This is a genomic window from Enterobacter cloacae, assembly GCF_011078175.1.
GTDB lineage: Bacteria > Pseudomonadota > Gammaproteobacteria > Enterobacterales > Enterobacteriaceae > Enterobacter > Enterobacter cloacae_Q.
In genome coordinates, this window is sequence record NZ_JAALCJ010000001.1 from 413793 (window position 1) to 435885 (window position 22093).

Sequence of the window (22093 nt, forward strand, 5' to 3'; positions counted from 1 at the left end):
AGGCGAAGGGGGTCTGTAACGGGGGGTATTAGATTAAATACCACCAAAGCGGTATCCGATATAATTATCTATCCATATGATCTATATAGTTATTTTTTATTTATCGTACAATAGCAGGAGCAAGATTTAACATCTTAGGTATTAAGGGGTAGAGGCACCTGTAAAGCGATGGCGATCACAGCGTTACCTGCCAGTGACCTCTGTACCAGGCATTAGTATGTTGTAACTATTAACGAATTAAAAAAAGCGCGGCACTCAGGCCGCGCAAACGGATAATCAAGCTTACTTGTTTTTCTTGGTATTACGGCCATATACCAGCCAGGTGATGACCACGCAGGCGATATAGAAGACGAGGAATACTTTCATCGCACCCGCCGGAGAGCCGGTCAGATCCAGTGAGATACCGAACGCTTTTGGAATAAAGAAGCCGCCAATCGCGCCAATCGCAGAGATAAACCCAAGCGCCGCAGCGGTATCGGTGGCGGCTTCACGCATCGCCTGCTCGTCGCTCCCGCCCTGCGCTTTTACGCGATCCATAGTCAACTTGCGGAAGATGACAGAGATCATCTGGAAAGTAGACGCACTGCCTAGCCCGGCCGTCAGGAACAGCACCATGAAGACGCCGAAGAAGGCAAAGAAGTTACCACCCTCACCACCCGCAGGCAGCGTCAGGAACAGCAGCGCACAGAAAATCGCCATCACGACAAAGTTCACCAGCGTCACACGGGTCCCGCCCAGACGGTCGGAGATCATTCCACCCAGCGAACGTGCCAGCGCGCCAATAAACGGACCGAAGAAGGCAAACTGAAGGATCTGCACGTCCGGGAACTGGGTTTTCGACAGCATGGCAAAGCCTGCGGAAAAACCGATGAACGAGCCAAAGGTTGCCAGATAGAGCAGCGCCATCACCCACAGGTGGCCACGTTTCAGAACCGGCAGCTGTTCGCTCAGGGAGGCTTTCGACGCGGACAGGTCGTTCATGAAGAACCACGCCGCCAGGGTAAAGACCACCAGGAACGGTACCCAAATCCAGGAGGCGTTTTGCAGGAACAGCACGGAACCGTCGGGCTGCGTCACACCGCCGCCGCCAAAGGCCGCAAAGATGGAGACAGAGATCGCCAGTGGGGCAATCAGCTGCATCACGCTCACGCCCATGTTACCCAGGCCGCCGTTAATGCCCAGCGCACCGCCCTGCTTCGCTTTCGGGAAGAAGAAGCTGATGTTTGCCATACTGGACGCAAAGTTCGCCCCCGCAAAACCGCACAGCAGAGAGATAATCACGAACACGCTAAACGGCGTGGAGGTATCCTGCACCGCAAAACCGAGCCACACGCACGGCACGATCATGATCCCGGTACTGAACGCCGTCCAGCGACGGCCGCCGAAGACCGGCACCATAAATGCGTAAGGGACGCGCAGCAGTGCACCTGAAAGCGACGGCAACGCGGTCAACATAAACAGCTGATCGGTGGTAAAGGTAAAGCCCACTTTTGGCAGGTTTACCGCAACCGCACTGAACAACATCCAGACGCAAAACGCCAGTAACAGACATGGAACGGAAATCCACAGATTACGACTTGCTACACGGTGGCCGCGCTGTTGCCAGAACGCCGGATCCTCTGGACGCCAGTCTGTAATGACAGCACCAGTTTCCCTTTCGGGAGCGGAAGAGTGACTCATAGACACCTCTGATTCTTGAATGATGCTGCAAACATTAGGGCTTTAGGGCGGCGGTAAGTTGATATAAATCAAAGGAAAAGTGGGAGGTTTCGCGGCGAAAAAAAAGCCATCACTCTTAATGAGTAGATGCAAAACGTAAAAAAGGTGTGGTTTTTCACGGTACTGACGCATGCCGGCCTCGTCCACCTACTAACCGTTACTCCCCTGGCAATTTAGAGGTAATCCTTTATTGGTATGGGTATACTCCAGGGTATGCACGAGAATAGCGCCATTCCTGCAATCAGATCACGTCAGGAGCCCGGCAACCCTATGTTAAAAAGATGTTTATCTCCGCTGACGCTGGTTAACCAACTGGCGCTTATTGTTCTGCTGTCCACCGCTATCGGTGTGACCGGCATGGCTATTTCTGGCTGGCTGGTACAGGGTGTACAGGGTAATGCGCATGCCATCAACGAGGCAGGCTCGTTACGTATGCAGAGTTACCGTTTGCTGGCGTCGGTGCCGTTAACGCAGGCTGATAAACCGCTTATCGACGAAATGGAGCGTACCGCATTCAGCCCTGAACTGGAAAGAGCAGCGATCCGTGACGGTCAGCAGTCGCAGCTTAAGGCGCTTCAGGGCTACTGGCATACTCAGCTGGAGCCAGGGTTAAAGCGTGCAAAAGATCGGGAAACGGTCGCCCAGGATGTCGCCGGGTTTGTGTCACGCATCGATCATCTTGTCTCCTCGTTCGATCGCACCACAGAGTTACGCATTGACCGTGTGGTAATGGTTCACCGTGCAATGGCGCTGTTTATGGGATTGCTGCTGATTTTCACGGTTATCTGGCTGCGCGCACGGTTGCTTAATCCCTGGAAACAGCTGCTGGGGATGGCCCGCGCCGTCACACAGCGCGATTTTACCCAGCGCACGCACATCAGCGGACGCAACGAAATGGCGATGCTCGGCGAGGCGCTTAATACCATGTCGGCGGAGCTATCCGAAAGCTACGCGGTGCTGGAAAAACGCGTCCAGGAGAAAACCGCCGGGCTCGAGCAGAAAAACGAGATCCTCTCTTTCCTGTGGCAGGCGAACCGCCGCCTGCATATGCAGGTCCCGCTTTGCGAACGTCTCTCGCCGGTACTGAATGGCCTGCAAAACCTGACTCTGCTCCACGATCTGGAGCTACGGGTTTACGACGTTGAAGATGAGGAAAACCACCAGGAATTTACCTGTCAGTCTGATATCTCCTGCGACGATAAAGGGTGTCATCTTTGCCCGCGCGGCATGCCTCCGCTCACCACCAGCGGTACTACCCTTAAGTGGCGGCTCATGGACAGCCATACCCAGTACGGTATTTTGCTGGCAACCCTGCCCGCCGGACGTCACCTGAGCCACGACCAGCAGCAGCTGGTCGATACGCTTGTAGAGCAGCTCACGGCCACGCTGGCGCTTGACCGTCATCAGGAAAAACAGCAGCAGCTGATCGTCATGGAAGAGCGTGCCACCATCGCCCGCGAGCTGCATGACTCCATTGCCCAATCCCTCTCCTGCATGAAGATGCAGGTGAGCTGCCTGCAAATGCAGGACGAAGGTATGCCAGAAAGCAACAAACAGTTGCTCAGCCAAATCCGCAATGAGCTTAACACCTCGTGGATCCAGCTTCGCGAGCTGCTTACCACCTTCCGTTTGCAGCTCACCGAGCCGGGGCTGCGCCCTGCGCTGGAATCCAGCTGTCAGGAATTTAGCGCCAGGCTGGGCTTCCCGGTGAAGCTGGATTATCAGCTTCCACCGCGTTTTGTTCCCTCTCACCAGGCGATCCATTTGCTGCAAATTGCCCGTGAAGCTCTGAGCAATGTGCTCAAGCATGCCGAGGCGACGGCCGTCACGGTGACCGTCAGTTGCCAGGACAATCAGGTGAAGCTCAGGGTTCAGGATAACGGCCGCGGCGTGCCTGAAAATGCCGAACGAACGAACCACTATGGTTTAATTATCATGCGAGACCGCGCGCAAAGCCTGCGCGGTGATTGCCAGGTTCGTCGGGGAGAGTCAGGTGGCACCGAAGTTGCAGTCACCTTTATACCCGAAAAGCCCCTCATAACTGCTCAAGGAGAAAACCATGACTAATCAGGAACCGGCATCCATCCTGTTGATTGACGATCATCCGATGCTGCGCACCGGCGTTAAACAGCTTGTCAGCATGGCGCCAGATATCACCGTCGTCGGTGAAGCCAGCAATGGCGAACAGGGTATTGAACTTGCCGAATCGCTCGATCCTGATTTGATCTTGCTCGATCTCAATATGCCAGGCATGAATGGCCTGGAAACCCTCGACAAACTGCGGGAGAAATCCCTCTCTGGCCGGGTGGTAGTCTTTAGCGTCTCAAACCATGAAGAAGACGTGGTCACTGCCCTCAAGCGAGGGGCAGACGGCTATTTGCTGAAAGATATGGAGCCGGAAGATCTGCTCAAGGCGCTGCAACAGGCTGCCGCAGGCGAGATGGTGCTGAGTGAAGCATTAACCCCGGTGCTGGCCGCCAGCCTGCGTGCAAATCGCGCCACGTCTGACCGTGATGTCAGCCAGTTAACCCCGCGCGAGCGCGACATTCTGAAGCTGATTGCCCAGGGTCTGCCAAACAAAATGATCGCCCGCCGTCTGGACATCACCGAGAGCACGGTCAAAGTGCATGTCAAACACATGCTGAAGAAAATGAAGTTAAAATCCCGTGTCGAAGCCGCTGTCTGGGTGCATCAGGAGCGCATTTTTTAACTTACTCATCCGGCAGCAACTTCCACCGTGGATCGTCGTCAGGCATTGCGACGAGCGGTTGCACCACGGAAAGCGTGATCTCATTGGAAGAGACACGCTGCCCATCCTTATCTTCCACCACTGCCGCAAGCCGCCATTCGTTTTTCGCCCCTTCTGCGTCGTTCCAGGCGGGCATGATCACGCTCCAGCCATCGCTGCTCTTGCTGTTTGCGGGTGAAGTCAGGCTGAGGGCCTGGGTATCACCAAGCCAGTGTATCTGCCGGATACCGTGCGTGCTGCGAATTTGCAGCTTCAGCATGACAGTTTCGCCCGGTTTAAGATCCCACGGCGGCGTAGCCAGATAGACAGAAAGGGTTTTACGTTGACGAAATTCCATGACGGGGAGACTATCGCGCTCGGGTGAATCATATCGACTGCCCCGCAGCGAGCGCGTCGCCGCCACTTCGCCGGCGGAAAGCTGTTTCGCCAGCGGCACGCCAAAGCGATAGTTGAGCTTCAGCCCGAGGTTATTCTGGCTAACGCCGCTCTCCCCCTGCTTATGGGCAGCCGTCAGGGTGACCAGCGGTACGGGGGTATAGTTCAGCCCCAGGTTGACCGCAACCGGGTTGTGATACCCCGTTCCGCTGTTAAACAGATCGACGTTATCGCCAAAATACTGTTCAAAGCTGACGCTGGTGTTCAGGTGATGAAACCAGGGAAGCCAGGCTTTGGCCGTTACGTCGTACCCGCGTGCCATGCGCTGCTCACGTATGTCGGAGCGCGGTTGCCAGCCGGCGAACGGCTGGTAGTAATTTGCCGAAAGGCGCAGGTTTTCCCCCCACGCCTCAGCCCCCAATCCGGCACGTTGCAGGTTGTCTTCAAGCAGGTTGTCGTAAAAGGTGTTATAGCCCAGCAGCCAGTCTCCGGCTATCCAGCGCTGGCCTGCCCCGAAATTGCTCACCAGCCCGTCTGTCTGCTGCGTCAGCCCAAGCTGGCTCCAGCTCAGATAGCGGCTGTTATCGTTCCAGGGGATAAACCAGCTACCGCTGCTGCCGTTAAAGTTTCCGTCGTCATCCACCAGCACATTGACGTTGGCGTTCCCCCAGGGCGACAGCCAGGATTTGATCTGCTCGTTCACCTCCCCGCTTACGGCATCCCGCACCTGGCCAAACGCGAACTGTCGCGCCTGCTGCCCGGCCGTCAGGCCGTTATCGGTCATACTGGCTTCACCGAAGGCTTTTGCCATTTCAGCCAGGTGCTTTTCACCCTCGCTGGTCGGTTGTGCCATCCCCAGATCCGGCAGACTATCGCCGTTGTTATCAAACGGATTTTGCGCCTGCTGCACAAAGGATTTCGGCGCACCGTGAACGACTCCAGCCGAAAGAAGGGGGAGTAACAGAAGAAAACGGATGCGGGACGATACAGCCTTCAACGTCGTCAATCAGAACCTGTGTTTATGAACATACCCTTATTATGTTAACGCCATGAGCCCTGAAAACCAGTCTTAACAGAAATTTCAGGAATATCCTGAACAGAATTGTCGGGTGGCGGCTTCGCCTTACCCGACGCCCTTACACTATTATCCCAACAGCCCTTTCAGCTCCGGCACGCAGGAGCCACAGTTCGTGCCGCAGCGCAGCTTCACGCCCAGGGCTGCGGCAGAATCGCAGCCTTCGGCTATCGCCTTACGTATCGTATTTTCACCGACGTTAAAGCAGCTACAGATAAGGCGCCCGGGATCGGCACTTTCGCCCGGCCGTTGTCCATGCAGCAGCGCATGACGTTCAGCGAGCTGTACGGGCGCAGCAGCGAAGGCTTCTTCAATAAACGCATGCGCCAGCGCTGGCAGCGTATGGCCCTCCCAGTAGCCCAGCATCAGCTCACCGTGATGCCAGGCGAGCACGCTGCTGCGTTCTCCCGTCTGCGCCACCTGTAGCTGCCAGCCCCGACCGCTGGCGTACGCCATGACCCACGACAGCAACGGCTGCTCCCCCGCCACCGTCAGTCGTGAGGCTTTACGCCACCAGCAGACCGACGGCGGCAGCGCTGGCAGCTCGCGGGCATACAGTTCACCCTGCCAGGCGGGTAGCCAGGGCATGATCCTCACCGCGGTTTGTTTACTCTCAGGCTGGCCGGACCAGGCGTCCACCCGTCCTTCCACCAGCGCATTGATCTTTCCCTGCCGGGCGAACTGCGCGTTCCAGTGCATCGGCGCAAACAGCTCGCCCTCACGCTGCCCGGGTGAAATACGGACTCTGGCAACCATCACTCCCCGCGGGGAGCTTATCCGCGCCAGCTGGCCGTCCGTCAGCCCAGCCCGCGCCGCATCGGTTGCGCTCGTCTCAACCACCGGCTCGTCGATATGCTGCATCAGACGCGCAACAGACCCCGTGCGCGTCATGGTGTGCCACTGATCGCGGATCCGCCCGGTATTCAGTATCAAGGGGTACAATCCGTCAACGCCTGCCCCGTGCGGGGAGGGGTCAACCGGAACAAGCGTTCTTTGCGGGAAATCACCGGCATGCCACTGATACGGTGCCATCTCGTCCCACGCCTCTCGCGTCAGCGACGCCAGTTCACGCAGGTTTAGCGCCCGTTCGCCGTTATTTTCAAACGCCGTCAGCGCCGCATGTTCGCAAAATATCTCCTGAGGATGTTCCCAGGCAAAGGCATCGCCATAGCCGAGCTGCTCTGCGATCCGGGCGATGATCCACCAGTCCGGTCTGGCCTCGCCCGGCGCAGGCAGAAAGGCGCGCTGGCGGGAGATCCGGCGTTCAGAATTGGTTACCGTGCCGTTTTTCTCGCCCCAGCCCAGGGCAGGAAAACGGATATGGGCAAACCGGCTGGTGTCGGTCTTCTGCACAACCTCAGATACTATAACCAGCGGGCAGGCCGCCAGGGCCTGGCAGACCGCGTGGCTGTCAGGAAGTGACACGGCAGGGTTAGTGCCCATGATCCACACCGCCTTCACCTCGCCGCGGGCAATGGCGTCAAACAGCTCCACTGCCATCAGACCCGGGGTCTGCGCCAGCCGTTCCGTTCCCCAGAAACGCGCCACCCGCGCAAGATCGTCCGGCTCAAAGCTCATGTGCGCCGCCAGCTGATTCGCCAGCCCGCCCACTTCCCGCCCGCCCATGGCGTTTGGCTGTCCGGTCAGCGAAAACGGGCCGCAGCCAGGACGGTTGAACTTCCCGCTGGCAAGGTGCACGTTAATGATGGCGTTACACTTGTCGCTGCCGCTGGAGGACTGGTTGATCCCCATGGTATAGAGCGTGATCGCGCGTGGCGCGGTGACAAACCAGTCGTAGAAGGTGCCAATCTCGTCTGAAGGCAGATCGCAAAACGCCGCCACGCGAGAGATCGGCCACTCGCCTCTCCCCTGAATCAGATTGAGTAATCCCACAAACAGCCCGGCGTCACTACCGGGCTTAAGTGCCAGATGCAGGTCAGCGATATCGCAAGTAGCGGTTTTACGCGGATCGATCGCGACTACTTTCATCTGTGGATTGTTCTGTTTTGCCTGCGCCAGCCGCTGATACAGCACCGGATGCGTCCAGGCCGCGTTCGAGCCAACGAGTACCACCAGATCGCTGTTTTCCACGTCCTCGTAGCTGCACGGCACCACGTCTTCACCGAAGGCGCGCTTATAACCTACCACTGCCGATGACATGCACAGCCGCGAGTTGGTATCAATGTTCGCCGCCCCGATAAAGCCTTTCATCAGCTTGTTGGCGGCATAGTAATCCTCGGTCAACAGCTGGCCTGAGGCATAAAACGCCACCGCCTGAGGCCCCCATTCGTGAATGATGTTTCGCAGCCGCTCACCCGCTTCGCCCAGCGCCTGGGGCCACTCCACCTCCAGGCCATCGACAACAGGACGCAGCAGCCTTCCCTGCAACCCCGTGGTTTCCCCAAGGGCAGTTCCTTTTACGCACAGGCGACCAAAATTCGCAGGATGGGTTTTATCTCCCCGAATACTGATCTTTTCACCGTCTGTGCTGGCGACCACGCCGCAGCCCACACCGCAGTAAGGGCATGTTGTCCGGGTTTCCGTCATGAGGCCTCCGCACGCATCACCAGCTCTTCATGTCCTACCCACACCTTGCCGTTTTCAATTTTTACCGGCCAGGCACGCACCGCAGGCGCTCCGCTCTCGGCCTGACACCCGTCGCGCAGACGAATACGTTGCTTGTAGAGCGGCGAGATCACCACCGGTTCTCCCGCCGCATCGCCGAGAATACCGCGCGAAAGCACGTTCGCGCGGCTGCCCGGCTCCAGATCGTCGAGGGCATAAACGGTTTTACCAAAGCGGAACAGCGCAATCGGCTTGTGCCCAAGATGCGCGCCGATGCCCGCCTGCTCCGGGATCTCGTCGATACCGCAAATTTCCTGCCAACGCTTGTTCTCCACCCCGTCAGGCGCGTTCACCGCGGTGCGGAATAGCGCCAGGCGATCGGGATCGTTAAGGGTGGTTTGCCACTCGCACTGGTACGTCTCTACCACCCGCGCCATCTCCTGTTCCAGCTCGTGAGCGATGCCGAGGCTGTCGTTAAGGATCACCTCGCGCAGATAGTCGAGGCCGCCTTCCAGGTTATCCATCCAGGTACTGGTGCGTTGCAGGCGATCTGCCGTGCGAATGTAGAACATCAGGAAACGGTCGACGGTGCGGATCAGCGTTTCGTCGTCCAGATCGCTGGCGAAGAGATCGGCATGGCGCGGTTTCATCCCGCCGTTGCCGCACAGATAGAGGTTCCAGCCTTTGTCCGTGGCAATCACCCCCACGTCTTTGCTCTGCGCCTCTGCGCACTCACGGGTACAGCCGGAGACCGCCATTTTAATTTTGTGCGGCGCGCGCAGCCCCTTGTAGCGGTGCTCCAGCCTGACCGCGAGGCCGGTGGAATCCTGCACGCCGTAGCGGCACCAGGTCGACCCGACGCAGGATTTCACCGTGCGCAGGGATTTCCCGTAAGCGTGTCCGGTCTCAAACCCGGCCTCCACCAGCGCCTGCCAGATTTCCGGCAACTGTTCGAGCGTGGCGCCAAACAGGTCAATACGCTGCCCGCCGGTAATTTTGCTGTAAAGGCTATAGCGTTTCGCAATCTGGCCGATGGCGATTAGCCCGTCGGCGGTCACTTCACCCGCAGGCATCCGCGGGACGATGGAGTAGGTTCCATCCTTCTGAATATTGGCGAAATAACGATCGTTGGTATCCTGCAACGGCAGGTGCGTCGGTTTCAGCAGATACTCATTCCAGCAGGAAGCCAGCACGGATCCCACCAGCGGCTTACAGATCTCGCACCCGTGCCCGTCACCGTATCGGCTGATAAGCTGGTCGAAGGTGCGGATATGGTTGACGCGCACCAGGTGGTAAATTTCCTGACGCGAGTACGGAAAGTGTTCACAGATATCCTTTTTCACCTCCACGCCCTGCTCCGCAAGCTGGAACTCCATTACCTGCTTCACCAGCGCGCTACAGCCTCCGCAGCCGGTCGCCGCTTTCGTGCACTGCTTAATGGCGCCGATATCCGTTGCGCCCGCGCTTACCGCCTGGCAGATATCCCCTTTGCTGACGTTATGACACGAACAGATCTGCGCGCTTTCCGGCAGCGCCGCCACGCCCAGCGCTTTTGGCGCGCCCCCTGACGACGCGGGTAATATCAGCGTTTCCGGCTCTTTTGGCAGGTTGATGCCGTTAAGCATCATCTGCACCAGCGTGGCATATTCGCTGGCATCGCCCACCAGCACGCCACCCAGCAGGGTTTTGCTGTCGTGGCTGACCACGATTTTTTTGTAGATTTGCTGCGGCCCGTGCGTCCACTGGTAGCTCAGCGCGCCCGGCGTGCGCCCGTGGGCATCGCCAAACGACGCCACATCCACGCCCAGCAGCTTGAGTTTGGTGCTCATATCCGCACCGGTGAAGCGCTTCTCCTCACCCGCCAGCACGGCGGCGGCCACGCGCGCCATCTGATAGCCCGGAGCCACCAGACCAAAGATTTTCCCCTCCCACAGCGCGCATTCGCCAATGGCAAGCACGTCCGGATCGGAGGTCTGGCAGTTCTCGTCAATACAGATCCCGCCGCGCTCGCCGATAGCCAGCCCGCTGCTGCGCGCCAGCGCGTCCTGCGGACGAATACCGGCAGAGAAGACCACCATGTCCGTTTCCAGCTGTTCACCATCGGCAAAACCCAGCACCAGCCCGTCGTCTGCGGTGGCAATCTCCGTCGTCGATTTACTGGTGTGAACACCTACGCCCAGCGCCTCAATTTTCTTACGCAGCATTGCCGCGCCGTCATTGTCGAGCTGCACCGCCATTAGATTCGGCGCAAACTCCACCACGTGGGTTTCCAGTCCGAGCTGTTTCAGGGCATTTGCCGCCTCCAGCCCCAGCAGGCCGCCGCCAATCACCACGCCGCGGCGAGAGCCGGCCGCATGGGCGGCAATGCTGTCCAAATCGTCAAGGGTGCGATAAACAAAGCAGCCCGGCAGATCGTTGCCCGGAACGGGCGGTACGAACGGGTACGAGCCGGTCGCCAGCACCAGCTTGTCCCAGTGTGTCTCATGCCCGCTGGCGGTGCGCACCACGCGCGCATCGCGGTCAATAGCGACGATCTGCTGCGAGAGGCGCAGCTCAATGCCGTTATCGGCAAAGAACTCCCCCGCCACCAGCGAGAGCGAGTCCGCGCTGCGTCCGCCAAAATATTCCGACAGATGCACGCGGTCATAGGCCGCATAGCGCTCTTCGCCAAAAACAATAATCTGATATTTCTGATGCAAATTGCGGTTAACGCAGTCTTCGAGGAAATGATGGCCGACCATACCGTGCCCAACCACCACCAGAGTAGGTTTTGTCATAGCGTTCTGTCCTGCAACCTGCGGTTGCGTTGTGAAACGATCGAACAGCCAGTCCGCGTGGGCGGGCGCAGCCGTTTCCAGTAAATCGGTAAAGGTTGCCGCGCTGCGGCAGTCCCCCAGCAGCAGCACGCCAGCCAGCGCCCCCTGATGGATCAGTAAACGACGATAGTGACGGGTCAGCGGATCCCAGGAGCTCCAGACCACATCGTCCGCCTGCGCCGTCGCGCGCCCCAGGCTAAACAGCTCCACGCCGGTCACCTTAAGGCGCACGCCGCTATCGACAAGCGCAAACGGCGCGGTGTCCTCCCCGGCCAGTCGCGCGGCAAGAATATCCGCCTGCGCCAGACAGGGGGCGACCAGACCAAACGTCTGGCCGTCAATTTCGCAGCACTCGCCGATGGCGTAGATGTTCGGCACAGAGGTTTGCATTTGCTGATCCACCACGATGCCGCGCGCGCAGCGAATGCCGCTGGCCTGCGCCAGCGCAACGTTGGGCTGCACGCCCGTGGCCAGCACCACGCGCGTGGCGGCGATGCGGCGTCCGTCGAGCAACGTCACGGCATCGTCAGCGATGGCCGTGATGCCGGAAGCAAGCTCACAGCGCACGCCCCGCGCCGCCAGCGCCTCGTCAAGCAGCAGTCCCGCCTGCCGATCCAGCTGCTGTTCCATCAGCCAGGGGCCACGATGCAAGAGCGTGACGTTGTCACCCTTGCGCGCCAGCGCTGCCGCAGTCTCCACGCCCAGTACGCCGCCGCCCAGTACTACCGACGGACCGGAGATGTTCTGAATAGCGCGAGTCTCCGCCAGAGTGCGAAAGGTGAAGACATGCGGTGCATCACCGCCGGGAATTGGCGGTACAAAGGGCGTCGAACCGGTGGCAAACACCAGCGCATCCCAGCTCATCGTGCGAGCAGAAGTACGCACTTCCCGCGCGTTCACGTTAACGGCAATCGCTTTTTCGCCCCGTAGTACCGTCACGCCCCGTGACGTGTACCAGCCTTCATCATGCAGATAAATGTGCTCCGCCTGCTTTTCGCCACCCAGTACAGGAGAAAGCTGGATGCGGTTGTACGCATGCTCCGGCTCGTCACCGATGACGGTGATAGCGAAACGGCCGGAAGCCCGCCCGGTGAGCGACGCAATCAGCCGGGTTGCCGCCATTCCATTACCGATAATGACCAATCGCATCGTGCCCCCTCGTTACGCCGCTTTCGGCTGTTTTTCATAGAGGAAATGGAGGATCTGCTGACGCATATTGTGATAGCGGCTATCGTCCGCCAGCTGCACCCGGTTACGCGGGCGCGGCAGATCGACGCGCAGGATTTCACCCACGGTGGCCGCCGGACCGTTGGTCATCATCAGCACGCGGTCAGAAAGCAGTACCGCCTCATCCACATCGTGGGTGATAAGCACGATGGTGGTGTTCAACGCCTGCTGGATTTGCATCACCGAATCCTGAAGATGGGCGCGCGTCAGCGCATCGAGCGCGCCAAACGGCTCATCCATCAGCAGCACTTTCGGCTTCATCGCCAGCGCCCGGGCGATCCCGACGCGCTGCTTCATGCCGCCGGAGATCTCCCCGGGGCGCTTATGCAGCGCATGGCCCATCTGCACGCGGTCGAGGTTGTGCTCAATCCACGCTTTGCGCTCGGCCTTGCTCATGGCGTGACGGAAGACCTGATCCACGGCCAGCGCCACATTATCGAAGCAGGTCAGCCACGGCAGCAGCGAATGGTTCTGAAACACCACCGCGCGCTCTGGCCCCGGCCCGGCGATTTCGCGGTTGTCGCAGATCAGCCCGCCTTCCGTCGGCAGCGTGATCCCGGCGATAAGGTTCAGCAGCGTCGATTTGCCGCAGCCGGAGTGACCAATCAGACTGACGGTTTCGCCCTCGTGGATATCAAAAGAGACATTTTGCAGCGCCAGAAACTCGCCGCTGGCGGTGGAAAAACGCTGGCTCACGGCCTGGACCTGGATTAACGGTTTCATGTTCACTCCTTATTTTTCCTGCCAGCTAAAGCGACGGGCGATCAGCATCAGCCCCTGCTCCAGCAGCAACCCGACCACGCCAATGATGACGATGGCGATGAGGATGTTTTCGACGTTGAGGTTGTTCCACTCGTTCCAGATCCAGAAGCCAATGCCTAAACCTCCGGTGAGCATCTCGGCGGCGACTATCACCAGCCAGGCAATACCAATGGAGAGGCGTACCCCGGTCAGCACCGCGGGCAGCACGGCGGGAAAAAGAATGCGGCGCATGACGGTCCACTCTGAGAGTTGCAGTACGCGGGCCACGTTAAGGTAGTCCTGTGGAATACGGCGCACCCCTTCAGCGGTGTTAATGACCATCGGCCAGATGGAGCAGATAAAAATGGTCCAGCTCGACGCGGGCTCCGCTTTCTGGAACAGCAACAGTCCGATAGGCAGCCAGGCCAGCGGGCTGACCGGACGCAGGAGCGCGATCAGCGGGTTAAACATGCGTGAAAAGAAGGTGAAGCGGCCAATCAAAAAGCCCAGCGGAATGCCCGCCAGCGCCGCGAGGCCAAAGCCGATGGCGACGCGCTGCAACGACGCCAGCACGTTCCAGCCAATGCCCATATCGTTTGGCCCGTCGCGATAAAACGGATCGGCAAACAGGGTCATGGCCGAATCGAGCGTGCTGAGCGGCGTCGGAAAGCCTTTACTGTTTATCGCTGCCAGCTGCCAGAGCAGCACCAGCAGGCCGAGACCGAGCAGCGCCGGGATAACGCGCTGTAAAAATGCATTCATCCGACGCGTAAACGCTGGCGCGCGACGGCGAACCTGTAACGGAGGCAGGACAATTACTTCCCCGCTCTCTGACGTCTCTTGTGGTTTCGTATTTTGCAGATGCTGCATACTCAGGCCCCTTTACGGTGAATAGCGAAACGGTTGGCGTACCCTTCCGGATCGGTGCCGTTCCAGACGGTACCGTCCATCAGGGTGCTGCTGCGATACGGTGATGACGGTGTGGACATGCCGCCTACGGCGGTCGCGGCATCCTGCCAGACGGCGGTCTGGTTAATGCGCTGCGCGATCCCGGCATAATCCGGCGCGGCTTTAAGCAACCCCCAGCGGCGGAACTGGGTTAAGAACCACATACCGTCGGAGAGATACGGGTAGCTCACGGCCCCCTCATCGAAGAAACGAATCGGGTGCGCATCCTGCCAGCGTTGACCGACTCCGTTGTCGTACTCACCGAGCATGCGTCCGGTGAGATACTGTTCCTTGCAGTTCAGCCAGGCGCGGCGCGAAAGGATCTGCGCGGTTTCGCGTTTGTTTTCCGGTGATGCGTCGATCCAGCGCGCGGCTTCCAGCACCGCGCTCACCAGCGCCCGTGCGGTGTGCGGATTTTTCGCCACCCATTCGCGTCGGGTGCCGAGGATTTTTTCCGGGTGATCGGCCCAGATGGACTGCGACGTGGCGGCGGTAAACCCGATGCGATCGTTAATCGCCCGCGCGTTCCACGGCTCGCCGACGCAAAACCCGACCATGTTGCCAATGCGCATGTTCATCACCATCTGCGGCGGCGGCACCACCACGGTGCGCACGTCGTCAAACGGGTTAATCCCCGCGCTGGCCAGCCAGTAGTAGAGCCACATGGCGTGCGTCCCCGTCGGGAAGGTATGCGCGAAGGTCCAGGTTCCCGGCGCCTGCTGCGCAATCAGCTTTTTCAGCCCGTCGAGGTCACGAACGCCCTTCTCCGCCAGATCGCTGGAGAGCGTAATGGCCTGACCGTTCTGGTTGAGCGTCATCAGATTCGCCATCGGCTGCGGCTTACCCGCGATCCCGAGTTCGAGGCCGTACAGCAGGCCGTAAAGAATGTGTGCAGCGTCCAGCTCCCCCGCCACCAGCTTGTCGCGCACCGCCGCCCAGCTCGCTTCTTTGGTAGGTACAATGGTAATGCCGTGTTTTTTATCGAACCCTTTCAGGGCCGCGATAACCACTGGCGCGCAATCGGTCAGGGGTATAAACCCGACACGCACGGTATCCTGCTCAGGCTTATCTGACCCCGCCGCCCATGCAGCATGCATGACACCCGGCAACAGCATCGCACCACTCGCCAGCATGCTGGCCTGCAATAACCGCCGTCTCGACAAATCCGCCATAATCGCTCCTGATAAAAAGGCAAAAAAAAACGCCCGACGGTGCTGAAGCACCGCTGGACGCCTTTATCCTGAAGACGCATGCCCCGCCGTTGGCGCATCGTCAAAACTGGTTAATGTTTTAATGCAAAGGTAATGCCAGCTTTTAATCCCTCGCGTAACGGGGTTTTCGCAAGGAGAGCGCCGTCTGACGCACCTCAATCAGGCATAAAATGCCCACTGACCGTGCAACTACTCCCCAGGGGGTATGTCCCACAAATTTTTTACCGTAAGTAGCGCGCGGGCGATATCCACCATGCGTTGGTTTTTATCCATCGCCATTTTGCGCAGGGCAGTCCACGCTCGCTCTTCGCTCATGTTCTGGTGCGTCATCAGCACGCTTTTGGCTTTGTCGATGGTCTTACGCTCCTCCAGCGTGTCGCGCAGGGAAGCAAGCTGACGGGAGAGTTGCTCAATTTCACGCGCCTGCTGGCGCACCAGCGGCAACAGCGGTTTATCCGGAAATCGCGCCAGGATATCGTCGTGCCCATCGTCTATATGCCGGTTTTCGCTACAGCGACGCTCCTCAACTGCCGTCATCAGATCGGCAATTGCCACCTCCTCCAGCGTGCGCAGGTGCTCAAGGCGCGCGGTTTGCAGGGCAAACCATTTGAGGGCGGTATCGCCGTTATCTGGCGGGGGCTGGCGGGTGCACGCCTCACGCCTGAGCTTTTCCGTCTCCAGATCCGGCTGGCAGTTAAGGGTAAACGTTTCCTGCACGTCTACAGCGCAATGGGAGATAAAAACCTCAAAACAGGCCTGCTGGCCATCGATGCGATCCACCAGCCGCTGGCGAGTTTCGTCGTCAAAGAATCCCTGGGTGAAACCAATAGCGCCTAGCGCCCGCTCTTGTCCTACAAGTTCTTTGCCCTGCATCAGGCTGTAAAGCGCCACAAATCGGCCTGCGATGTGCGGATCGTCAATGCTGTCGCTGAGCTGAGGTACGATACTAAGCAGATGACGCAGTACGCGGCTGTAGTGTTCCATCGCCTGCGGCGCGGTGACGCGTTGACCTGTAACACCATCCCGCAGCGCCGTGAGCGTCTCAAGACAGTGCAGCGCGCTGGCAATACGTTCGCAGAGGGCGCTGCCCGGCAGCGGTTCGTTAAAGAGAAGGTATAATGCCGTAAGGTTTTCATCCACCAGGGCCCTGCTGGCCCTGCATTCAGGGGCGTATAATTTGCCCTGCGAGCAGAGCCATATATTTGACGCACCGCGCTCGCACTGTAGCATATGCACCAGTCGACTGATGCCGTTCACCAGTGCGCCCAGTTGCGCCAATCTGCCGAGCTGTTCTTCACGCAGCATTCTCGCACGCTGGAACCATTCGGTTGCGCCAGGGGAACTGCCAGCCACTATCGTCATCGTTTCTCTCCCCGATACGTATTCTTCGGTACGAGAAGCAATATTCGTGCCTTTTCAAAGAACAGGAGTCAACATGCAGAAGATTGTGATCGTCGCCAACGGTGCGGCCTACGGCAGTGAATCCCTTTTTAACAGTCTGCGCCTGGCAATAGCGCTGTGCGAAAAAGAGCGTGAACTGGAGCTACGTCTCTTTTTGATGTCCGATGCCGTCACGGCCGGGCTGAAGGGGCAGAAACCCGCAGAGGGCTATAACATTCAACAAATGCTGGAGATCCTGACCGCGCAAAATGTTCCGGTCAAACTCTGCAAAACCTGTACCGACGGGCGCGGCATTACCGGGCTACCGCTGATTGATGGCGTGGAAATTGGTACCCTGGTCGAGCTGGCTGAATGGACGCTTTCCGCCGATAAAATATTAACTTTTTAATAATAACCCGCTAAAAATAGTTTTTTCTTATGGACGCGGTTTCAGCATCAAGTTTACCTGCACCGTTGCCGATAGGCATGGAAACAACACAGCAGGTATTACACTTATGTTCAGATCCATTCGCGCCCGCATCATTGCCGCGACGACAGGCTGCCTGGTCGTCGCCCTTCTTCTTAATACCATTATTAACTTTCAGGTCACGCGCCAGGATAACCAGCAGTCGCAGCGCGATATTCTGACCAGCACCAGCGCCAGCCACAGCATGGCGATTGCCGACTGGGTGAACAGCAAAATGACCGTCATCACCTCGGCGCAGCCGGTCGCGCTCAGCGACGATCCGGTTCCGGTGTTCAAACAGCTTGCGCTGGCGGGTGGATTTACCAACGTCTACGTGGGTTATGCCAGCAAAACGGCTAAATTTTCTGACCCAACCGGGGTACCCGCTGATTACGATCCCACCCTTCGCCCGTGGTATCAGCAGGTCGTCAGCGCTGATGGCCCGGTAGTGACTGCACCTTATGTGGACGCGGGCACCGGGAAACTGGTGGTGACTTTCGCGGTACCGGTTAAAGAGCAAGGCGTGCTGAAAGCGGTGGTGGCGGGCGATGTGGCAATAGACAGCGTGGTGGCGAACGTGCGCGGTATTCACCCGACGCCGGCCAGCAGCGGACTGCTTCTGGACAGCAACGGCACCGTTATTGCCGGCAGCGATCCGGCGCTGACGCTTAAGCCTTTTACGGAGACGATCGAGGGTATCGATTTTGCCGCCCTGAAAAGCGGCAACCTGGCTGACGGAAGGTATAACGGACGTGAAAAAACGTTCATGGCCACCGCCGTACCGGGGACGCACTGGCTGCTGGTTGTGGCGCTTGATAACGGCGATGCCACCGCCGGGATGCGGTCATTGCTTAAAGCATCTGCACTGTCGCTGGCGATCCTGGTTCTGCTGAGCGGTGCCCTTATGCACATTCTGATCGCCCGCCTGCTTAAAAGGCTGTCCGGTATCCGTGACGCGATGAACAACATTGCCAACGGTACTAACGATCTGTCCCAGCGCCTGCCGGATAAGGGGGGCGATGAAGTGGCGCAAATCGCACAGGCGTTTAACGCCTTCAGCGATAAGCTTTCTGTGGTCATGGTTCAGCTTCGAGACGCCAGCGCCTCAGTAAAAAACGCCGCACATGAGATAGCGGCGGGTAATCAGGATCTCTCCGGGCGTACCGAGCAGGCGGCATCAAGCCTTCGCGAAACCGCCAGCGCCGTGGAAGAGATCACCGCCTCCGTAACGCAGTCAAACGAGTCGGCAGCAGATGCGAATGAACAGGCGAGCAAGGCTTCCGCAGCCGCGGCGCGCGGCGGTGAAGTGGTCTCGCAGGCCATCAGCACCATGCAGTCTATCGAAGTGGCGTCCGCTAAGATTGGTGACATCACCAGCGTCATTGACGGCATCGCCTTCCAGACCAACATTCTGGCGCTTAACGCCTCGGTGGAAGCGGCGCGAGCCGGGGAACAAGGCCGAGGTTTCGCGGTCGTTGCGGGAGAAGTACGTAATCTGGCCAGCCGCAGCGCTCAGGCGGCGAAAGAGATCAAATCCCTTATTGACTCCACCACCCAAAGCGTTGCAACCGGCTCCCGGTTTGTGCACCTTGCGGGCGACAGCATGGATGAGATCCGCGCCAGCGTCGGGAGCGTGTCTGGCATTATGCGTGAAATATCCATTGCCACCCGCGAGCAGATGAAAGGGATCCATGAGATTAACCACGCGGTGACTCACCTGGATCGCATGGTGCAGCAGAACGCCGAGCTTGTTGTACAATCTGCTGCGGCGGCCAGCGCGCTGCAAAGTCAGGCGGGCGACCTTGCTGAGACAGCTGGCCATTTCCGCATATAATTTTTCCCGGACGCGCGTTAAGCAGGGAAAACGCGCGTCCGCTGAAAGGTTTCAGGTGTTTTGTCATTTTTGTTTAATCGTTGCGCCATTTTTTGATCGAAATCAGCATCCCACCCCTGCCCCTTTGGTGTTATGCAATGAGTGAATTGTGAACAACATCACGCTCGGGATGGGCAAAAACGACGGGGTATAAAATGGCACGAGTTAAAACGAGTCTGAAACTGTTTGGCGGGGATACGGTAGTGGTACGTTGCTCAGAGCGTTGCCGCATCCACCTGGTGAGTACGAAAGGACAGAAGCCATCGCAGGCAGATATCCTTACCGTCCAGGATGATAAGGCCTGGCTGACGGTGCCTTACACCGGCACCTGGGATGTGCTGATCGACAGCCACAGCCAGTCGCTCGAACATTCTGTAAGTTACGTGGCGGCATAACAGTAAACGCCCGGCCAGCCGGGCGTATTATCAGGCAAAACCCGGCCGCAGCGTATTGCTGAGCGGGTTCCCTTCCAGCAGCGCTTTCACCTTCACCACCAGCTCACTCAGACAGTCGTCCTGCATACCGAGACGCGTCAGCTCCTGATCGAGCGAGAAAAGGTACTGGGCGTTAGTGCCCAGCGGTCCGCTGGCGGCGGCAATCAGCGGGGCGATCACCTGGGTTCGGGTGTCGGCTTCATACAGCGGATGGCGCGGATCCATAATAAACACCAGCGCGTTGACGGTGCGCCCGTCATCCAGTTCCAGCTTGCACCAGCTGGGCATATAGCAGCCGGTGATCATCTCGCGCTTCCACAGCAGCGTAAGCTCGTCTTCCAGCGTGGCATCCGGCAACCGGTATGCCACGCCCGTGGTGCGTCCGCCCTCTTTTAGTGCAAGCATGCGGCCAGGCTGACAGGCGCTGCCGCGTCCGGCGGTAAGGCGCAAACAGAAGGCGCGGTGCCAGCCAGGTAGCGTTCCGGTTGCCGATTCAACATACTCAAGCGCCGGGTTCCACATCAGCGACCCGTAACCAAAGATCCAGACCGGGCCATCATCCGGGCGACAAGCCAGCGTTGCCGCAAGCGACGCCGCACGTTGTTCAGCCGACCACAAAAGCGATTCCTCAATAGCACCAAATGCCGTCTTACAATCTGCCTTCATCAAGAAATCACGCGTTAACACATTCCACCTCCGCCACTGCATGCTTCCTTGCGACATCTGTAATTCGCCTTCCCGGCATTCTGTGCTGTTCATTTTAACAGCAGTTGAGCAACGATAAGCAATTTGCGGGCCAGATGCAATACAACGGCAGGTCAACCGCCTGAAATGTCAAAGTGGAGGCAGCATATTATTCAGCGGCTATTTCTTTTTGTGCCATTTATCATCGTCCCCTTTCTCGTAGTCATTTTTTACGGCGGCCCAGGCCACCTTATGTGCCGTCTCTTCACGGCTGGCATCGTCCCGGCGATCTTCTTTATCTTTGTACTGATCCCAGGCGCTGTTAAAGGCTTCTTTGTAGATATCCTGAGCGTGGGCAGGCAATACGTTTTGCACGTTGTCCGGTAATTCGCTTTTCGATTTGTATGGCATCGTTAACCTCTCTTTTGCATAAAAGATAAGTGTGGACGACGATACGCGCGGGTGCCACCCGACAGGAAGAAATGAATAATCTAAAAATACAACTTGTTGTTATTAAACTATTATTTAATGGATATGACTCATTATAATCCTCAGACATAAAAATTATAACAAAGGGTAAAATTAAGTAAAAAATACAGGGTATTTAACAGATTTCTGTTAATTTAACGTCCTCAAAATCTATCTATAATTACAAGCACCTGCATTGATGGAGAAGCACATGACAGCAACACACGAGGCGGTAAAAACCCGCCACAAGGAGACCTCTCTCATTTTCCCGGTTCTGGCACTGGCTGTGCTGCTCTTCTGGGGAAGCAGTCAGTCATTGCCAGTGGTTGTGGGGATCAATATTCTGGCTCTGGTGGGTATTTTAACCAGCGCATTTAGCGTGGTACGCCATGCGGATGTTTTAGCTCACCGTCTTGGAGAGCCGTATGGTTCATTAATTTTAAGCCTTTCGGTTGTGATCCTTGAGGTCAGTCTAATTTCCGCATTAATGGCCACCGGCGACGCCGCGCCAACGTTAATGCGCGATACGCTCTACTCCATCATTATGATTGTTACCGGCGGCCTGGTCGGTTTTTCACTTTTATTAGGTGGTCGCAAATTTGCCACCCAGTACATGAACCTTTTCGGCATTAAACAGTACCTGATCGCCCTGTTCCCGCTGGCGATTATTGTGCTGGTATTCCCGATGGCGCTGCCGGGTGCAAATTTCACCACCGGCCAGGCGCTGCTGGTGGCGCTGATTTCCGCGGCGATGTACGGCGTGTTCCTGCTGATCCAGACCAAAACGCACCAGAGCCTGTTTGTGTACGAGCATGAAGATGACGGGGACGACGATGACCCGCATCACGGTAAGCCGTCGGCCCACAGCAGCGCCTGGCACACGGTTTGGCTGATCGTGCATCTGATTGCCGTTATTGCTGTCACCAAGATGAATGCGAACCCGCTGGAGGCGCTGTTAACGGAACTGAACGCGCCGGTCGCCTTTACCGGCTTCCTGGTGGCCCTGTTGATCCTGTCGCCAGAAGGTCTGGGAGCGCTGAAAGCAGTGCTTAATAATCAGGTGCAACGTGCGATGAATCTCTTCTTCGGCTCCGTACTGGCGACCATTTCACTAACCGTTCCGGTGGTCACGCTGATTGCCTTTATGACGGGAAATGAATTGCAGTTTGCGCTGGGTGCGCCAGAGATGATTGTGATGGTGGCATCACTGCTGCTGTGCCAGATTTCCTTCTCCACCGGCCGCACCAATGTGCTGAACGGCGCGGCGCATATGGCGCTGTTTATTGCGTATCTGATGACGATATTTGCGTAGCCTTTTTGCCCGGCGGCGCTTCGCTTGCAGGGCCTACGGGTTTAGTAGGC

General features: G+C 58.0%; 16 protein-coding genes. 6 read left to right on the forward strand and 10 right to left on the reverse strand.

Features of this window, described 5'->3' with window-relative positions; all coding sequences use genetic code 11:
- Window positions 1-282: 282 nt before the first annotated feature.
- The gene (locus tag G6Q29_RS02010; RefSeq protein ID WP_017384245.1) at window positions 283-1680 is read right to left on the reverse strand and encodes a NarK family nitrate/nitrite MFS transporter; all 1398 of its coding nucleotides are present in this window, start codon (window positions 1678-1680) and stop codon (window positions 283-285) included.
- Window positions 1681-1989: 309 nt separating this feature from the next.
- On the opposite strand from G6Q29_RS02010, the gene narX reads away from it, so the two are divergent.
- On the forward strand, window positions 1990-3786 hold the full coding sequence (gene narX, locus G6Q29_RS02015) for a nitrate/nitrite two-component system sensor histidine kinase NarX (RefSeq protein WP_165464331.1): 1797 nt from the start codon (window positions 1990-1992) through the stop codon (window positions 3784-3786).
- Entirely contained in the window at window positions 3779-4429 is a 651-nt protein-coding gene (narL, locus tag G6Q29_RS02020) for a two-component system response regulator NarL (RefSeq protein WP_003856701.1), read from the forward strand. The genes narX and narL overlap by 8 nt, the downstream gene beginning before the upstream one ends.
- A gap of 1 nt (window position 4430) precedes the next feature.
- Here narL and G6Q29_RS02025 read toward each other — a convergent pair whose 3' ends face one another.
- The 7 genes from G6Q29_RS02025 to nasR all read right to left on the reverse strand — a co-directional run bounded on the left by G6Q29_RS02025 (window position 4431) and on the right by nasR (window position 16788).
- Entirely contained in the window at window positions 4431-5849 is a 1419-nt protein-coding gene (locus G6Q29_RS02025) for a YchO/YchP family invasin (RefSeq protein WP_165464332.1), read from the reverse strand.
- A 138-nt stretch (window positions 5850-5987) separates the two neighbouring features.
- Window positions 5988-8465 (reverse strand): nitrate reductase, encoded by a 2478-nt coding sequence (locus G6Q29_RS02030; protein WP_165464333.1) that lies wholly within the window; start codon window positions 8463-8465, stop codon window positions 5988-5990.
- A complete protein-coding gene (nirB, locus tag G6Q29_RS02035; RefSeq protein WP_165464334.1) occupies window positions 8462-12448 on the reverse strand; it encodes a nitrite reductase large subunit NirB in 3987 nt (1328 codons plus the stop codon). Before nirB ends, G6Q29_RS02030 begins: the two co-directional genes overlap by 4 nt.
- Before the next feature lie 12 nt (window positions 12449-12460).
- A complete protein-coding gene (locus tag G6Q29_RS02040) occupies window positions 12461-13249 on the reverse strand; it encodes an ABC transporter ATP-binding protein (protein WP_165464335.1) in 789 nt (262 codons plus the stop codon).
- A 9-nt stretch (window positions 13250-13258) separates the two neighbouring features.
- Complete coding sequence (gene ntrB, locus G6Q29_RS02045) at window positions 13259-14137, reverse strand: nitrate ABC transporter permease (RefSeq protein ID WP_165464336.1); 879 nt, start codon at window positions 14135-14137, stop codon at window positions 13259-13261.
- A gap of 2 nt (window positions 14138-14139) precedes the next feature.
- The gene (locus G6Q29_RS02050; RefSeq protein ID WP_165464337.1) at window positions 14140-15387 is read right to left on the reverse strand and encodes a CmpA/NrtA family ABC transporter substrate-binding protein; all 1248 of its coding nucleotides are present in this window, start codon (window positions 15385-15387) and stop codon (window positions 14140-14142) included.
- A 228-nt stretch (window positions 15388-15615) separates the two neighbouring features.
- Window positions 15616-16788 (reverse strand): nitrate regulatory protein NasR, encoded by a 1173-nt coding sequence (nasR, locus tag G6Q29_RS02055; protein WP_165464338.1) that lies wholly within the window; start codon window positions 16786-16788, stop codon window positions 15616-15618.
- A gap of 73 nt (window positions 16789-16861) precedes the next feature.
- Between nasR and G6Q29_RS02060 the strand changes: the two genes are divergently transcribed.
- The 3 genes from G6Q29_RS02060 (at window position 16862) to G6Q29_RS02070 (ending at window position 19540) form a co-directional block, all read left to right on the forward strand.
- Window positions 16862-17215: a DsrE/DsrF/TusD sulfur relay family protein gene (locus G6Q29_RS02060; protein WP_165464339.1), complete on the forward strand. Its 354-nt coding sequence runs from the start codon at window positions 16862-16864 to the stop codon at window positions 17213-17215.
- A 106-nt stretch (window positions 17216-17321) separates the two neighbouring features.
- Window positions 17322-19106: a methyl-accepting chemotaxis protein gene (locus G6Q29_RS02065; protein ID WP_165464340.1), complete on the forward strand. Its 1785-nt coding sequence runs from the start codon at window positions 17322-17324 to the stop codon at window positions 19104-19106.
- Window positions 19107-19300: 194 nt separating this feature from the next.
- A complete protein-coding gene (locus G6Q29_RS02070; protein ID WP_165464341.1) occupies window positions 19301-19540 on the forward strand; it encodes a hypothetical protein in 240 nt (79 codons plus the stop codon).
- Window positions 19541-19570: 30 nt separating this feature from the next.
- On the opposite strand, the gene G6Q29_RS02075 is transcribed toward G6Q29_RS02070, so the two are convergent.
- Together G6Q29_RS02075 and chaB are read right to left on the reverse strand one after the other, a co-directional pair.
- Entirely contained in the window at window positions 19571-20266 is a 696-nt protein-coding gene (locus G6Q29_RS02075; protein WP_165464342.1) for a gamma-glutamylcyclotransferase, read from the reverse strand.
- A gap of 177 nt (window positions 20267-20443) precedes the next feature.
- Window positions 20444-20674 carry a putative cation transport regulator ChaB gene (gene chaB / locus G6Q29_RS02080; protein WP_003856674.1) on the reverse strand — a complete coding sequence of 77 codons (231 nt, stop codon included), beginning with the start codon at window positions 20672-20674 and terminating at the stop codon, window positions 20444-20446.
- A gap of 268 nt (window positions 20675-20942) precedes the next feature.
- Between chaB and chaA the strand changes: the two genes are divergently transcribed.
- Window positions 20943-22043 carry a sodium-potassium/proton antiporter ChaA gene (gene chaA / locus G6Q29_RS02085; protein ID WP_003856672.1) on the forward strand — a complete coding sequence of 367 codons (1101 nt, stop codon included), beginning with the start codon at window positions 20943-20945 and terminating at the stop codon, window positions 22041-22043.
- Window positions 22044-22093 lie beyond the last annotated feature (50 nt).